Genomic DNA, 15,070 nt, shown 5'->3' on the forward strand with positions numbered 1-15,070 from the left:
GCTAGCCGCCGAAGTCGTCGAGCAGAATGTTCTCCGGTTCGACGCCCAGATCGGTAAGCATCTTGATCACCGAGGCGTTCATCATTGGCGGGCCGCACATGTAGAACTCGCAATCCTCAGGCGCCGGGTGGTCCTTCAGATAGTTCTCGTACAACACGTTGTGAATGAAGCCGGTCGGGCCATTCCAGTTGTCTTCAGGCTGCGGATCGGACAATGCCAGATGCCACTCGAAGTTGTCATTCTCGGCCTGCAGCTGGTCATACTCTTCGACATAGAACGCTTCACGCATGGAACGTGCGCCGTACCAGAAGCTCATCTTGCGCTTGGACTTCAGGCGCTTGAGCTGGTCGAAAATGTGCGAACGCATCGGAGCCATGCCCGCGCCACCACCGATGAAGACCATCTCGGCGTCGGTATCCTTGGCGAAGAACTCACCGAACGGACCGTAAACGGTAACCTTGTCTCCCGGCTTCAAGCTGAACACCCAGGAAGACATCTTGCCTGGTGGCAGATCGTCTTTGCCTGGTGGCGGCGACGCAATACGGATGTTGAACTTAACCAGACCGACCTCTTCCGGGTAGTTCGCCATGGAATAGGCACGAATCACGGTTTCATCAACCTTCGACACATATTTCCACTGGTTGAACTTGTCCCAGTCACCGCGATATTCCTCCTGAATATCGAAGTCCTTGTACCGAACCTCATGCGGCGGACATTCCAGCTGCACGTAACCACCGGCACGGAAGTCGACGTTTTCGCCTTCCGGCAGCTTCAGGGTCAGCTCCTTGATAAAGGTCGCCACGTTCGGGTTGGACAGCACGGTGCATTCCCACTTTTTCACACCGAACACTTCTTCTGGCACTTCGATCTTCATGTCCGCCTTGACCGGAGTCTGGCAGGACAGGCGCCAGCCTTCGCCCGCTTCACGACGGGTGAAATGCGACTCTTCAGTGGGCAGCATCTCGCCGCCGCCGCTCTCGACGATGCACTTGCACTGCGCGCAGGTACCGCCACCGCCGCAAGCGGACGAAAGAAAGATGTTGTTAGCAGCCAGGGTTTGCAGCAGCTTGCCGCCCGCAGGGACGGTAATGGTGCGTTCGCCGTTGATCTCGATGCTCACATCGCCACTGGAAACCAGCTTGGCGCGCGCCGCGAGGATGATTACCACCAGCGCAAGCACGATGGCGGTAAACATACCGATGGCGAGGAAAATTTCGTAACTCATCAGTTCATCCCGTCCTTACAGCTGTACGCCAGAGAAAGACATGAAGCCCAGCGACATCAGTCCGATGGTGATGAAGGTGATACCCAGGCCCTGCAGACCATCCGGCACATCGCTGTATTTGAGCTTCTCGCGAATACCGGCCAGCAACGCGATGGCCAGCGCCCAGGACAGACCCGAGCCGACGCCATAGACAGTACTTTCCGCCAGGTTGTAATCACGTTCGACCATGAACAGCGTGCCGCCCATGATGGCGCAGTTCACGGTGATCAGCGGCAAGAACACACCCAGCGCGTTGTAGAGGCTGGGCACGTACTTATCGAGGGTCATCTCGAGAATCTGAACGATGGCTGCGATCACGCCGATGTAGCTGAGCAGCCCAAGGAAGCTCAGATCGACCTCAGGCAAACCGGCCCAGGACAGCGCACCCGCCTTGAGCAGGTAGGTGTAGATCAGATTGTTGGCCGGAACGGTGATGGTCTGGACCACGATGACCGCGATACCCAAACCGATCGCCGTTTCCACCTTCTTCGAGATCGCGATGAAGGTACACATGCCGAGGAAGAACGCCAGCGCCATGTTTTCGATGAACACAGCGCGGACGAACAGGCTGAGGTAATGCTCCATTAGTAAGCCTCCTTGTTCGAGACTTGCGGCGCCATCTTAAAGGACGGCTTCTCGACCTGCTCTTTCTTCCAGGCGCGGATACCCCAGATGAACAGGCCGATCAGGAAAAACGCCGAAGGCGGAAGTAGCATCATGCCGTTGGGCAGGTACCAGCCACCGTCGTTGACGACCGGAAGAATGGTGTAGCCCATCAGCTTGCCAGCACCGAACAGCTCGCGAATGATGCCGAGGGCAATCAACATGGCGCTGTAGCCGAGCCCGTTGCCTAGGCCATCGAAGAACGACAGCATGGGCGGGTTCTGCATGGCGAATGCTTCGGCGCGTCCCATCACGATGCAGTTGGTGATGATCAGACCGACGAATACCGATAGCTGTTTGGACAGGGAAAAGGCGTAGGCCTTGAGCACCTGATCAACCAGAATCACCAGTGAGGCGATGATCACCATCTGCACGATCATGCGGATCGAGCCTGGAATCTGGCTGCGAATCATCGAGATGAACAGATTGGAAAACGCCACCACCAGCGTCAGCGCAACGGACATGACCAGCGCGGTCTTAAGGTTGGAGGTGACTGCCAGCGCCGAACAGATTCCAAGAATCTGTAAGCCGATGGGGTTGTTATTAAAGACCGGATTGAACAGGACTTCTTTGATAGTAGGTTGCGACATGGTCAAGCCTCCCCAGCGCGCAGGTTAGCGATAAATGGACCGAATCCGTTCTCGCCCAGCCAGAAGTGCAGCAGGTTGTTCACCCCGTTGCTGGTCAGGGTCGCGCCAGCCAGCGCGTCGACCTGATGGTCGGCTCGCGGACTTTGCGGATCGACGCCGCCTTTGACCACCTGGATGGCCAGCTTGCCGTTCTCGCTGAACAGCTCTTTGCCCTGCCACAGGCCACGCCATTTGGGATTGTCCACCTCGCCGCCGAGACCGGGAGTCTCGCCATGCTGATAGAAGCCCAGCCCTTCGACGGTGTTGAGATCGCCCTTGACGGCGATGAAGCCGTACAGCGTCGACCACAGCCCGTAGCCACGGACCGGCATGATCAGCGTAGCGACCTCGCCATTCTCCTCGACGGTGTAAACGACGCTGTAGCGCTCGCGACGCTTGATCGAAGCGATATCCTCATCACCCGAGAGCGCTTGCGAAAGCTCCGGGTCCTTGGCTGCAACCAGCGGATCGAAAGTGTTCGGATCGAACTCATCGCTGTACTCGCCTGTTTCCAGGTTGACCAGCTTCGCGACGATACGCTCCTTGTAGAGGGCCTTCACCTGGTTGCCAGACATGCCTGGCTCACCCAGACCGGCAATCGCCAGGATGCTACGCTGCTTATCCAGCTGACGATTTTCCAGCTGCGTCGGGCGAAGCGCCACGGCCGCACCCGCAACGAACACCGAGCAGACCAGGCAGACCAACAAGGCCACGACCAGTGTGCGAACGGTGGATTCTTTTTGACTAGACATTACGTGCCAGCCTCCGCTTGATGTTGGCCTGAACGACAAAGTGGTCAATCAACGGTGCGCACAGGTTGGCGAACAGAATCGCCAGCATCATGCCCTCCGGAAATGCCGGGTTCACCACCCGGATCAAGACCACCATCAGTCCAATAAGAATGCCGAAGACCCATTTGCCCGTATTGGTCATCGACGCAGAAACCGGGTCGGTCGCCATGAAAATCAGGCCGAAGGCGAAACCGCCCACCACCATGTGCCAGTACCAAGGCATGGCGAACATCGGATTGCTGTCCGAGCCGATCAGGTTGAACAGATAGCTCAGTGCAATCATGCCCACCATCACGCCGCTGACGATCCGCCAGGATGCGATCTTGGTCATCAACAGCACAGCTCCACCAATGAAGATGGCCAGCGTACTGGTTTCGCCGATCGAGCCGTGAATGGTACCGATGAAGGCATCCATCCAAGTGATACCGCTGCCGATCACATTCTCCATACCGCCGGCAAAGCTCAGGCTGAGCGCCGTTGCGCTGGAGAATCCATCCACTGCTGTCCATACGGCATCACCGGACATCTGGGCCGGGTAGGCGAAGAACAGGAAGGCACGACCGGTGAGCGCAGGGTTGAGGAAGTTCTTGCCGGTACCGCCGAAGATTTCCTTGCCGATCACAATACCGAAGCTGATACCCAGCGCGACCTGCCACAGCGGAATGCTGGGCGGCAGAATCAGGGCAAACAGCACCGATGTGACGAAGAATCCTTCGTTGACCTCGTGCTTGCGGATCGAGGCGAACAATACTTCCCAGAAACCGCCCACGATGAAGGTCACCGCGTAGACAGGGATGAAGTAGGCCGCGCCCTGGATGAAGTTATCCCACAGGCTGTTCGGATCGAAGCCGGCCAGCGCGCTGACCAACGCCAGTCGCCAACCTTCTTGCGAAGCAAGCAGATCCGGGCTCTGTGCGTAGATCAGGTTGGCCTGGTAGCCGGTATTCCACATGCCGAAAAACATCGCCGGGAAAGTGCACAGCCAGACCGTGATCATCATCCGCTTGAGGTCGATACCGTCACGCACGTGAGCGGTGGTCTTGGTTACGCTACCGGGACGATAAAGGAAGGTGTCTGCGGCTTCGTAGAGTGCATACCACTTCTCGTACTTGCCGCCCTTCTCGAAATTGTGCTCGATCTTGTCGAGGAATTCGCGAATGCCCATTCCTTACCCCTCCTTCTCAATGCGAGTCAGGTTGTCCCGCAGGATCGGGCCGTATTCGTATTTGCCGGCACAGACGTAGGTGCACAGCGCCAGATCCTCTTCATCCAGCTCGAGGCAGCCAAGCTTCTGCGCAACTTCGGTGTCGCCAACGATCAAGGAACGCAGCAGTTGAGTTGGCAACACGTCAAGCGGCATGACCTCCTCGTAGTTACCGACTGGCACCATGGCGCGGGGACTGCCATTGGTGGATGTAGAAAAGGCGAACTTCTTACCGCCCATCAGCTTGGAGATGTAGATATTGAGGATCGAGTGCTTGTCGCTACCGGCACGCAGGTAATGCAACATCTCGCGCTCTTTGCCCTCACGCAGGCAGGAAACCTGCTGGTGATACCGGCCCAGGTAGGCGAAGGCGCCATGCGCCGTACGACCACCCAATACCGAACCGGAAACGACGCGATTGGCGCCCGGCTGCAGCTCACCGGCCGTCAGCTCGTCGAGGCTGGCGCCTAGACGAGTACGTACCAGACGCGGATTTTCCACCACGGGACCGGCAAGTGACACCACGCGCTCGACCGACAGACGGCCACTGGTGAACAGCGCGCCAACGGCGATCACGTCCTGGTAGCCGATGGTCCAGACACTTTTGCTGGCGCTGACCGGATCGAGAAAATGGATGTGCGTACCGGCCAAACCCGCCGGATGAGGTCCGGCGAAACTCTCGATTTTCACCTTGGCGAGCTGCTCGCCTGGTAGCGAGGCGCCCTCGGCTTTGCACAGGAACAGCTTGCCTAGATTGCCGAGCACCTTCAGGCCCGCTTCGAAGTCAGCGGCACGCTCAGCGATGATGATGGTAGGGTCCGCCGCCAGCGGATGGGTATCCATCGCTGTGACGAAAATGGAGCTGGGTACCGCATCGATGGCCGGAACTTTGCTGTAAGGGCGCGTACGCAGCGCGGTCCAAAGACCTGATTGCTGCAGATTCTCGCGAACCTGGGCATCGCTTAGCCCTTCGAGTTCAGCGGACGCGTACTGGCTGAACATCACCTCTTCCGCTCCGTCGAGATCAACGACCACCGACTGAAGGACGCGCTTTTCGCCGCGGTGGATGGCGCTGACGGTGCCAGCACCCGGCGCGGTGAAAACCACCCCTGGTGTCTTCTTGTCGGAGAACAAGACTTGCCCCAACTTGACCCGATCACCGACCTGGACCTCCATGGTCGGCTTCATGCCAGGGTAATCAAACCCTACGACGGCAACGCTTCGCACGGGCCTTCCAGCCTCGATACGCTGCGCCGGCGCACCTGCAATGGGCAAATCAAGCCCACGTTTTATATTGATCATCGGTTCGCTAACCACTGATTTAAAAGGCTTTTTTTACGAGCGCCGCGACTTCACTAAAGTCGAATTGCACGGCGCGCGCTGATAAGTTATCAGCGCGACGCTATGCCGCGGGCCCAGGTAGAAATCCGCCCGATTATAGAGGTCGCAAGCCGTGACTGACCACCCAGGGTCTTTCAATTTTTTGACTAGAGACAAGCGATTCGCCGTAACCAACTATTGACGCTGCCCATTCCGGGCCGAACAACTCCGCATATTTCCCGACGAAATGAAAAACGGGAGCCGAAGCTCCCGTTTCTTTGCACCCGATGCGTTAGCGCGGGAAGGCTGGCGGGTTCACGCCAGCCATATCTTCCATCACGCGGACTACCTGGCAGCTATAGCCGAACTCGTTGTCGTACCACACATACAGAACGACACGGTTGTCGCTGCAGATGGTCGCTTCGGCATCCACCACGCCTGCATGACGCGAACCGACGAAGTCCGTCGAAACCACTTCCTGCGAATTGACGAAGTCGATCTGCTTTTGCAGATCCGAATGCATGGCCATCTGGCGCAGGTATTCGTTGATCTCTTCGCGGGTCGTGGCCTTTTCCAGGTTCAGATTGAGAATGGCCATGGAAACGTTAGGCGTCGGCACCCGGATGGCGTTGCCCGTCAGCTTGCCTTTGAGCACCGGCAACGCCTTGGCAGCGGCAGTGGCGGCCCCGGTCTCGGTGATGACCATGTTCAGCGCAGCGCTACGACCGCGACGACTGCCCTTGTGGAAGTTATCGATCAGGTTCTGGTCGTTGGTGTAGGAGTGCACGGTCTCCACATGACCATTGACGATGCCGTACTGATCGTTAACCGCCTTGAGCACTGGCACGATGGCGTTGGTGGTACAGGAGGCTGCCGATACGATCTTGTCATCAGCGGTGATATCGCCATGGTTAATGCCATGCACGATGTTCTTCAGCTCGCCCTTGCCAGGCGCGGTCAGAACGACGCGCGCAACACCAGGGCACTTGAGATGCTGGCTGAGGCCTTCGGCATCACGCCACTTGCCGGTGTTGTCGACCAGCAGCGCGTTCTCGATGCCGTACTGGGTGTAATCCACCGAGGACGGGTCGTTCGAGTAGATCACCTGAATCAGGTTGCCGTTAGCTGTGATGGTGTTGTTTTCCGCATCGATGTGGATGGTGCCGTCGAACGGACCATGTACCGAATCACGACGCAGCAGACTGGCGCGCTTGACCAGGTCGTTCTCGGCGCCCTTGCGTACGACGATCGCCCGCAGGCGCAGGCCGTCGCCACCGCCGGTCTTCTCGATGAGGATGCGCGCCAGCAGGCGGCCGATACGACCGAAACCATAAAGCACGACGTCCGTGCCTTTGTGTACGCCCGAGGTATTGCGCTTGCCAGCCACTTCGGCCAGTTCGTCACGCACGAACTGATCGAGGGTTCGGCCATTGCCTTCGGCCTTGTACTTGGCAACGACTTTGCCCAGGTCGACCGAAGCGGCACCCAGATTCATGTCGCTCATAGTGGTAAGGATCTGGTGCGTCTCATGCACGCAGAGTTCGGCTTCGTCAGCCTGACGGTGACGTGCGAATCGATGCGCCTTGAGCAGCGCGATGACCGAGCGATTGATCAGGCCACGGCCATAGATGGAAGTCACCACGTTGTTGTTACGATACAGCTGACCAATCAGCGGAATCATCGCTTCGGCGAGGGCTTCTCGATCAATCCATTCACCAAGACACTGGTCGGGCTTCTGAGTCACGGGCAGTTCCTTCCAACATGTAGGGGCTGAGAAAAGGGGCTACATTATGCCGGCGCACCCTAGCGCCGGCAATCTGTGCAGCGGAAACACTGACAGCGTCCCGCGCAGATAGTTACAATCCGCGCGGTCCATTTTTTGACCGGAGCCACGCCCACTCGTGTCCGTATTGCGCCTTCCGCCCATGCCTGCCGCCAGCGGCAAGCAAACCTGGGGCAACCTTCCCGGAGCCGCGCTGAGCCTGGCCATTGCCGAAGCAGCCAGCAACGCAGAGCGTTTCACCCTTCTCCTCACTGCCGACAGCCAAAGCGCCGAACGCTTGCAGGAAGAACTCGCGTTCTTCGCCCCGACGCTACCGGTGCTGCATTTTCCCGACTGGGAAACACTGCCCTATGACGTCTTTTCGCCGCACCAGGACATCATTTCCCAGCGCATCGCAGCGCTCTATCAGCTTCCCGAGCTGACCCACGGCGTGCTGGTAGTCCCCATCACTACCGCGCTACACAGGCTCGCCCCAAAGCGCTTTCTGCTTGGCTCCAGCCTGGTGCTGGACGTCGGCCAGAAGCTCGACGTCGAACAGATGCGCATGCGCCTGGAAGCAGCCGGCTACCGCTGCGTCGATACCGTTTACGAGCATGGCGAGTTTGCCGTGCGTGGTGCGCTGATCGATCTGTTTCCTATGGGCAGCACGCTGCCCTATCGCATCGACCTGTTCGACGACGAGATCGAAACGTTGCGCACCTTCGATCCGGAAAATCAGCGCTCGATCGACAAGGTCGAGTCGATCCGCCTGCTGCCAGCGCGCGAGTTTCCGTTGAAAAAGGAGTCGGTCACCGGTTTCCGCGCGCGGTTTCGTGAACGCTTCGATGTCGATTTCCGCCGCTGCCCGGTCTATCAGGACCTGTCCACCGGGATCACACCAGCGGGCATCGAGTACTACCTGCCGCTGTTCTTCGACGAAACCTCGACGTTGTTCGACTACCTCCCAGAGGACACTCAGGTCTTCTCGCTGCCCGGAATCGAGCAAGCCGCCGAGCATTTCTGGAAGGACGTACGCAATCGCTACGAGGAACGCCGCGTCGATCCCGAGCGGCCTCTGCTGCCGCCCGCCGAGCTGTTCATGCCGGTCGAAGACTGCTTCGCCCATCTGAAATCCTGGCCACGAGTAGTGGCCAGTCAGGACGATGTCGAGACCGGTATCGGACGCGAGCGTTTCCCGGCCAGCCGCTTTCCTGAATTGGCGATAGACGCCAAGGCCAGCGAGCCGCTGGGGGCGCTGCGCCGCTTCCTCGACGAATTTCCTGGCCGTGTGTTGTTCACCGCTGAATCGGCTGGGCGCCGCGAGGTCCTGCTGGAACTGCTGGCACGGTTGAAACTACGCCCGCAGGAAGTCTCTGGCTGGCCGGAGTTCGTTGAAAGCCGAGAGCGGCTGGCGATCGCCATCGCCCCGCTGGACGACGGACTGTTGCTAGAAGACCCATCGCTGGCACTGATCGCGGAGAGCCCGCTGTTCGGCCAACGGATCATGCAACGGCGCCGCCGCGAAAAAGGTCGTGACGCCGGCGAGAACGTCATCAAGAACCTTACCGAGCTGCGTGAAGGCGCGCCGGTGGTCCATATCGACCATGGTGTCGGCCGCTATCAGGGACTGGTCACGCTGGAAATCGAAGGTCAGGCCGCCGAGTTCTTGATGCTGCAGTACGCCGAGGAAGCCAAGCTCTACGTGCCGGTATCCAGCCTGCATCTGATCGCGCGCTACACCGGCAGCGACGATGCGCTGGCGCCGTTGCATCGCCTGGGCTCGGAAACCTGGCAGAAGGCCAAGCGCAAGGCCGCCGAGCAGGTTCGCGATGTCGCCGCCGAGCTGCTCGATATCTACGCCCGCCGCGCCGCCCGCGAGGGGTACGCCTTCGAAGACCCGCAACTCGATTACGAAACATTCAGCGCTGGTTTCCCTTTCGAGGAAACACCGGACCAACAAGCCGCCATCGAGGCCGTGCGCAGCGATATGCTGGCGCCCAAGCCCATGGACCGCCTAATCTGCGGCGACGTCGGCTTCGGCAAGACCGAAGTGGCCATGCGCGCCGCTTTCATTGCGGTGCACAGCGGTCGTCAGGTGGCCGTCCTGGTGCCCACCACCCTACTCGCCCAGCAGCACTACAACAGCTTTCGCGACCGCTTCGCCGATTGGCCGGTGCGCGTCGAGGTGATGAGCCGTTTCAAGTCCGCCAAGGAAATCCAAGGCGCGGTGCAAGAGCTGGCCGAAGGCAAGGTCGACATTCTCATCGGCACCCACAAACTGCTGCAGGACGACGTGAAGTTCACCAATCTGGGTCTCGTCATCATCGACGAAGAACACCGTTTCGGCGTGCGCCAGAAAGAACAGCTCAAGGCCCTGCGCAGCGAAGTGGACATCCTCACGCTCACCGCCACTCCAATTCCGCGCACCTTGAACATGGCGGTGGCCGGCATGCGCGACCTTTCGATCATCGCCACGCCGCCAGCGCGCCGCCTGTCGGTACGCACCTTCGTCATGGAGCAACAGAACTCGGTCATCAAGGAAGCACTGCTACGCGAGCTGCTGCGTGGCGGCCAGGTCTACTACCTGCACAACGACGTGAAGACCATCGAGAAATGCGCCGCCGACCTCGCCGAGCTGGTACCGGAAGCGCGTATCGGCGTGGGCCATGGACAGATGCGCGAGCGCGAGCTCGAACAGGTGATGGGCGATTTCTATCACAAACGCTTCAACGTGCTGATCGCCTCGACCATCATCGAAACCGGTATCGACGTGCCCAGCGCCAACACCATCATCATCGAACGCGCCGACAAGTTCGGCCTGGCCCAGCTGCATCAGCTGCGCGGACGCGTCGGACGCAGCCACCACCAGGCCTACGCCTATCTGCTGACGCCACCACGCAAGGCCATGACCCCCGACGCGGAAAAGCGCCTGGAAGCCATCGCCAACGCACAGGATCTCGGCGCAGGCTTCGTCCTCGCCACCCACGACCTGGAAATCCGCGGGGCCGGCGAGCTGCTCGGCGACGGCCAGAGCGGACAGATCCAGGCCGTCGGATTCACGCTTTATATGGAAATGCTCGAACGGGCAGTCAAGTCGATCCAGAAAGGCGAACAGCCCAACCTCGACCAACCGCTGGGAGGTGGCCCGGAAATCAATCTGCGCGTACCGGCGCTGATCCCCGAGGATTATCTGCCGGACGTCCACGCGCGCCTGATCCTCTACAAACGCATCGCCAACGCCACCGACGAGAACGGACTACGCGAGCTGCAGGTCGAAATGATTGATCGCTTCGGCCTGCTGCCCGAACCGGCCAAGCATCTGGTCAGGCTGACGCTGCTCAAGCTCCAGGCCGCCAGCCTCGGCATCACCAAGATCGACGCAGGGCCGCAGGGCGGGCGTATCGAGTTCGCCGCGGATACCAGCGTCGATCCGATGGTGCTGATCAAGCTGATCCAGAGCCAACCCAACCGCTACAAGTTCGAAGGCGCCACCATGTTCAAATTCCAGGTGCCGATGGAGCGGCCCGAAGAGCGCTTCAACACGCTTGAAGCCTTGCTCGAGCGACTGGCGGCGAACGGGTGAGGATGCAGTTCACGTGCAATTAACCCTAGGCGGCGCGCTGATTGATGTCCGGTAGTTTTCTGGCCCATCTGCCGCCGACCTGGCGGCTGGCATTTTCTGAAAACGCGCTCGCCCGCGGGATGCAATATGCCCACGAACGGCGCGTCAGCCTGCTGCGCGAGGATGCACGATTCGCCGAAGGCACCTGCCGTGGCGCAGGCGACAATCAATATCGGCAATCACTGCAGCTTTCGGGCAACGGCGGGCTCAGCTGCATCTGCAGTTGTCCGGTAGGCCTCAATTGCAAGCATGCGGCGGCGCTCATCCTCTATCTTGAGCATCAGGCCGACCACACAACATCGCCCGCAGCCGAAGAGCCACCTGACCAGCTTCCAGGCACCGTGGAACACTGGTTATCCCAACTTCCGCGGGCGCTGGGCGAGCCCCAGACCGCTGGCGAGCAATGGTGTCTGCACTACCGGGTCACGCCGGGCGTTCACATCGAGGTCTACAAAGTACGACTGCGAAAGGATGGTTCCTTCGGCGAAAGGCAGCCCTATTACGGCGTACGCGAAGCCAGCTTTCGCCAACCACGCTTCATGCAGCCTCTGGATTTGCATATCGCGGCGCTCCTGGCATTGGGCCGCGGTGCCAGCCACGGATTCACGCTCAGCGGCGAAAACGGCGGCGAGGCTCTGCGCCTGATTCTGGAAACTGGCCGTGCGTATCTCGACTGGGCCCGTCCACCGCTGCAGTTTGGCCTGTCTCGCCAGGCGCGCTTCAACTGGACGCAGCAATCCGATGGATCCTTCCAGCCAACGCTGGACATGAACGACCCCGCAGAGGAACTACTCTCCACCGTCGATCCGCTGTACTACCTCGACGAACGGCGAAACGAAGTCGGTCTGATCGATCATGGATTGACGCCGGCCTTGGCCCGTCATCTACTCGCCGCCCCCTCGGTTCCGTCAGCCAAGGCCGCCTTGTTCAGCCTGTCGCTCAATGAAATCGCCCCGCAGCTTCCAGCGCCTGCCAAAGCGCAAGAACAGCGGATTGACGATGTTATGCCCATCGCCCAGCTCGCCCTGGGCAGCCATCATGCGGTCAATTACCAGCCGAGCAGCGGGCGCATGGTGAATGAGCATCAGCACCGCGCGGGGCTCAGTTTCGTCTACGGTAAAACCAGCGTGCACGGCAACGCCAAAGCCGAGCAGCGCATCCGTCAGACCGAAGGCGAACGGGTGCTCAGCATGGCTCGCCAACCCGCCGCGGAACAGGCGCTACGCCAGCAATTGAAGCAGCTGGGCTTTCGTCCGTCGTTGCGACAAAGCCTGGCCTTGCCGAAGGATTCGGCGGAGATGTACGACCTGCCCAGCGAAACCGCCTGGCTGCATTTCGTCCAGCAACAGTTGCCGCAGCTGCGCGAACAGGGCTGGCGGATCGTCATGCAACCCGGCTTCGCGTATGACCTGACGCCTGTAGACGCCTGGTACGTCGAAGTCGACGAGCCGCCGGAGCACAGCTGGTTCGATCTGGAACTCGGCATTATCGTGGAAGGCGAACGCATCAGCCTGTTGCCGGTCCTGCTCGGCCTGATCCGCAGAAACCCGGCGCTGCTGTCCCAGCAGGCCTTGGCTCGGCGCGCCGACGACGAAACCCTTCGCGTACAGCTAGACAAGCGCCGCGGGGACGATGACCGCCCCTTGCAAGTGCTGCTGCCATTTGGCCGTCTGAAAACCATCATGGCCACCCTCGCCGAACTGTACCTTCGCGACGACCAGCCAAGCGCCGACACGCTTCGTCTGGGACGCGCCGATGCGGCACGACTGGCGCAACTGGATGCGCTCTCCCCGCACTGGCATGGCGGCGAGCTGATGCGCGAGTTCGCCCAACGTCTGCGCGACTATCGCCAGCAAGCGGTCAGCGCTCCGACCGGTCTGAATGCGCAGTTGCGGCCCTATCAGCTGGAGGGTCTGCGCTGGATGCAGACGCTACGCAGCCTCGAGGTCGGCGGCATCCTCGGCGACGACATGGGACTGGGCAAGACACTGCAAACCCTGGCTCATCTTCTTTTGGAAAAAGAGGCAGGCCGCCTCGATCGGCCCTGCCTGGTGGTCATGCCCACCAGCCTCATCCCCAACTGGCAAGACGAGGCAGCTCGCTTCGCCCCTGCCCTGAAAGTGGTCACACTGCACGGTTCGTCACGCCAGCAGCATTACGAACACCTGGCCGAATACGACGTTTTGTTCACTACCTATGCGCTGCTGCCCAGGGATATCGACCGACTCGTCGAACTGCCCTTGCACATCTTGGTGCTCGATGAAGCGCAGAACATCAAGAACGCCAGCAGCAAAGCCGCCCAGGCTGCCGGACGCCTGAATGCCCGGCAGCGCCTTTGTCTCACCGGCACGCCTCTGGAAAACCACCTGGGCGAGTTATGGTCGCTGTTCCACTTCCTCATGCCCGGCTGGCTGGGCGATGCAAAGCGATTCAACCGCGATTACCGCAACCCTATCGAAAAAAACGGCGACACCGATCGGCTGCAGCACCTCACGACACGGATCAAGCCATTCCTGTTGCGACGGCGCAAGGAACAGGTGGCGCGGGAGCTGCCTACCAAGAATGAAATCCTGCATTGGGTAGAACTGAACGCAGCCCAGCGCGACCTCTATGAAACCGTACGGTTGGCGATGGACAGCAAGGTTCGCGACGAGATCGACCGCAAAGGGTTGGCACGCAGCCAGATCGTCATTCTCGATGCGTTGCTCAAGCTGCGCCAGGTTTGCTGCGATCTGCGTCTGGTCAAGAGCGACGCCGCCAAGCCGACCCGCGGAAGCAGTTCGGGCAAACTCGACAGCCTGATGGAAATGCTCACCGAGCTGTTGGCAGAGGGACGCCGCATCCTGCTGTTTTCACAGTTCACCTCGATGCTCGCGCTGATCGAAGAAGAGCTCCGCAGCCGCGCCATCGACTACGTTCAGATCACCGGCGACACCAAAGACCGGCGCGCGCCGGTGCGGCGCTTCCAGAGCGGCGAAGTACCCCTGTTTCTGATCAGCCTCAAGGCCGGCGGCACAGGGCTGAACCTGACCGCCGCCGACACCGTGATCCATTACGATCCCTGGTGGAATCCCGCGGCGGAAAACCAGGCCACCGACCGCGCCCATCGTATCGGCCAGGACAAGCCTGTGTTCGTCTACAAGCTGATTGCGCGCGCCACGGTGGAAGAAAAGATCCAGCAGTTGCAGCAACACAAGGCCGACCTGGCAGCCGGAGTGCTGGATGCCGGCTATCGTGGTGACTGGCAGTTGGAGCCGAGTGATATCGAAGCACTGTTCGCGCCGCTACCCTAGCGCAAGGAATATCGACGATGCGACGACTGGCAATCCCCACCGATTTCGATCGGGTCTATGACATCTACATGCACGAAGCGGTGGTGCCGTTTCTGGGCTTCGACCCGATGCCTCGGGAGGCTTTCGGCAAAGTTTTCGAGCCATTGTTCGAAAGTGGCTGTTTCTATGTCTACGAGGCGAATGGCCAGGTGCAGGGGTTCTACAAAGCACAACGGCACGTTGGCCGCGCGGCGCACGTCGCTTATCTGGGAACCCTGGCGGTGGCACCGGAAGCACAGGGCAGCGGCATCGCCGGCGCGATGATGGGCGATGCCCTCGCCCACCTGCGCAAAGCCGGCATCACTCGCGTAGAGCTCACCGTGGAAGCCGACAATCCGCGCGCCATCGCCTTTTATGAACGCATTGGATTCGTTCTCGAAGGCGTCCAGCGGGCGGCATACAAACGCGCCTGTGACGACCGCTATGTCGATGAACTGATGTATGGATTGCTGCTGAACGCAGAATGAATCGCCACAAATCGAA

10 protein-coding genes are annotated in these 15,070 nt (G+C 60.1%); 3 read left to right on the forward strand and 7 right to left on the reverse strand.

Annotated elements, in window-relative coordinates; translation table 11 throughout:
• Position 1 precedes the first annotated feature (1 nt).
• From nqrF to UF78_RS14415, 7 genes are all read right to left on the reverse strand, one after another.
• Positions 2-1,228 (reverse strand): NADH:ubiquinone reductase (Na(+)-transporting) subunit F, encoded by a 1,227-nt coding sequence (gene nqrF, locus UF78_RS14385; protein WP_196298677.1) that lies wholly within the window; start codon positions 1,226-1,228, stop codon positions 2-4.
• A gap of 12 nt (positions 1,229-1,240) precedes the next feature.
• Entirely contained in the window at positions 1,241-1,849 is a 609-nt protein-coding gene (nqrE, locus tag UF78_RS14390) for an NADH:ubiquinone reductase (Na(+)-transporting) subunit E (protein WP_045162897.1), read from the reverse strand.
• Positions 1,849-2,523: an NADH:ubiquinone reductase (Na(+)-transporting) subunit D gene (locus UF78_RS14395; RefSeq protein WP_196298674.1), complete on the reverse strand. Its 675-nt coding sequence runs from the start codon at positions 2,521-2,523 to the stop codon at positions 1,849-1,851. The genes nqrE and UF78_RS14395 overlap by 1 nt, the downstream gene beginning before the upstream one ends.
• Positions 2,520-3,308, reverse strand: coding sequence for a Na(+)-translocating NADH-quinone reductase subunit C (locus tag UF78_RS14400; protein WP_045162899.1), 789 nt, complete (start codon positions 3,306-3,308; stop codon positions 2,520-2,522). Before UF78_RS14400 ends, UF78_RS14395 begins: the two co-directional genes overlap by 4 nt.
• The gene (locus UF78_RS14405; RefSeq protein ID WP_045162900.1) at positions 3,301-4,512 is read right to left on the reverse strand and encodes an NADH:ubiquinone reductase (Na(+)-transporting) subunit B; all 1,212 of its coding nucleotides are present in this window, start codon (positions 4,510-4,512) and stop codon (positions 3,301-3,303) included. Before UF78_RS14405 ends, UF78_RS14400 begins: the two co-directional genes overlap by 8 nt.
• Before the next feature lie 3 nt (positions 4,513-4,515).
• A complete protein-coding gene (locus tag UF78_RS14410; protein WP_045162901.1) occupies positions 4,516-5,853 on the reverse strand; it encodes a Na(+)-translocating NADH-quinone reductase subunit A in 1,338 nt (445 codons plus the stop codon).
• Between the two features lie 310 nt (positions 5,854-6,163).
• On the reverse strand, positions 6,164-7,615 hold the full coding sequence (locus tag UF78_RS14415; protein ID WP_045162902.1) for a glyceraldehyde-3-phosphate dehydrogenase: 1,452 nt from the start codon (positions 7,613-7,615) through the stop codon (positions 6,164-6,166).
• 157 nt (positions 7,616-7,772) lie between these two features.
• Here UF78_RS14415 and mfd point away from each other — a divergent pair, with 157 nt between their 5' ends.
• From mfd to UF78_RS14430, 3 genes are read left to right on the forward strand one after another with little or no spacing between them, the layout of a single operon-like run.
• Entirely contained in the window at positions 7,773-11,216 is a 3,444-nt protein-coding gene (mfd, locus tag UF78_RS14420) for a transcription-repair coupling factor (protein WP_045162903.1), read from the forward strand.
• A 44-nt stretch (positions 11,217-11,260) separates the two neighbouring features.
• Positions 11,261-14,548 carry a DEAD/DEAH box helicase gene (locus UF78_RS14425; protein WP_080890631.1) on the forward strand — a complete coding sequence of 1,096 codons (3,288 nt, stop codon included), beginning with the start codon at positions 11,261-11,263 and terminating at the stop codon, positions 14,546-14,548.
• Between the two features lie 17 nt (positions 14,549-14,565).
• Positions 14,566-15,054: a GNAT family N-acetyltransferase gene (locus UF78_RS14430; protein WP_045162904.1), complete on the forward strand. Its 489-nt coding sequence runs from the start codon at positions 14,566-14,568 to the stop codon at positions 15,052-15,054.
• The last annotated feature ends 16 nt before the right edge of the window (positions 15,055-15,070 follow it).

Source organism: Stutzerimonas stutzeri (genome assembly GCF_000952685.1).
GTDB lineage: Bacteria > Pseudomonadota > Gammaproteobacteria > Pseudomonadales > Pseudomonadaceae > Stutzerimonas > Stutzerimonas stutzeri_E.

What these genes read in the sequence shown, in the direction of transcription:
- UF78_RS14410 (WP_045162901.1), bottom strand. Translation starts at nt 5,853, where the DNA reads ATGATCAATATAAAACGTGGGCTTGATTTGCCCATTGCAGGTGCGCCG.
- UF78_RS14430 (WP_045162904.1), top strand. Translation starts at nt 14,566, where the DNA reads ATGCGACGACTGGCAATCCCCACCGATTTCGATCGGGTCTATGACATC.
- UF78_RS14425 (WP_080890631.1), top strand. Translation starts at nt 11,261, where the DNA reads ATGTCCGGTAGTTTTCTGGCCCATCTGCCGCCGACCTGGCGGCTGGCA.
- UF78_RS14400 (WP_045162899.1), bottom strand. Translation starts at nt 3,308, where the DNA reads ATGTCTAGTCAAAAAGAATCCACCGTTCGCACACTGGTCGTGGCCTTG.
- UF78_RS14405 (WP_045162900.1), bottom strand. Translation starts at nt 4,512, where the DNA reads ATGGGCATTCGCGAATTCCTCGACAAGATCGAGCACAATTTCGAGAAG.
- nqrE (WP_045162897.1), bottom strand. Translation starts at nt 1,849, where the DNA reads ATGGAGCATTACCTCAGCCTGTTCGTCCGCGCTGTGTTCATCGAAAAC.